The organism is Blautia sp. AF34-10 (assembly GCF_003477865.1).
Classification (GTDB): Bacteria; Bacillota; Clostridia; order Lachnospirales; family Lachnospiraceae; genus Fusicatenibacter; species Fusicatenibacter saccharivorans.
Genome location: NZ_QUED01000088.1, coordinates 1 through 830 on the forward strand (window position 1 = coordinate 1; position 830 = coordinate 830).

The window sequence follows — 830 nt, forward strand, 5'->3', positions numbered from 1 at the left end:
TCAGATATGTTGCCCGAAAACATTAGAAAGCCGCAAAAAGCCAGCGGAAAATAAACAGACCGCAAAAGCGGTCTGCTATTTGTCAAGGTGCTCGTATTCTACCGTTTACTATTTTCTTGCCATTATTGCTCTCACAAATAGAGCCAAACCAGAGCCATTCGATAAAATAAATGCCGGAAACCCGCATAAATACAGGCTTTCGGCATTTCTGTCCGTTATTCAAACTCTTCTTTGTAAAGTTGTTGTGTGGTGTAATGTATTGATTTTGGTGGTGAAAATCCAGGAGTTTTGTCCAGATTGTACCTGTTGCGTGGATTTTTAGGTGATTATATTGTCATTTTGTTGTCAGTAGAATAACTTGTCACTTCACCAGTAAATCTTTAATGCAATTATACCCATTTTATTTTTTCAAACACGAATGATATTGCATTTGATATAATTTTTCAAATTCTTCCAATATTAATCTAGTTGCATTTTTTACATTTTGACTTTTGCTTGCTTTTCCAAAATAAATATTTGCCAAACGCGATTCAAATGAATCACCTTTTACATTTTTTCTAAAATAATGTGGAAAGCCATATTCAATAATGCACCTCCCATTCATTTCTCCAAATTCGAATCTATACTGTGCTTGAACCTGCCTAAGTATTAGTACATCATGATATGATGGATCAGAAATGTATTCTACGTTCTCTAATGTTTCCCCTTTTTCACTGTTAATTAGTAAACGGTAGAACCTGAGTACCTTTTTATTCACTTCAAGTTATGCCATAATCATACTCAACAAAATAACATAGTCAAAAAAGTTTAGTACTTAACTTTTTTAACTG

2 protein-coding genes are annotated in these 830 nt (G+C 33.5%); one reads left to right on the forward strand and one right to left on the reverse strand.

The window, feature by feature from the left end; genetic code table 11:
* Positions 1-322 (forward strand): hypothetical protein (locus DWZ60_RS17635; protein ID WP_207664426.1); only part of this gene is annotated, 322 nt, incomplete at its 5' end.
* 78 nt (positions 323-400) lie between these two features.
* On the opposite strand, the gene DWZ60_RS17150 is transcribed toward DWZ60_RS17635, so the two are convergent.
* On the reverse strand, positions 401-757 hold the full coding sequence (locus DWZ60_RS17150) for a hypothetical protein (RefSeq protein WP_147397779.1): 357 nt from the start codon (positions 755-757) through the stop codon (positions 401-403).
* Positions 758-830 lie beyond the last annotated feature (73 nt).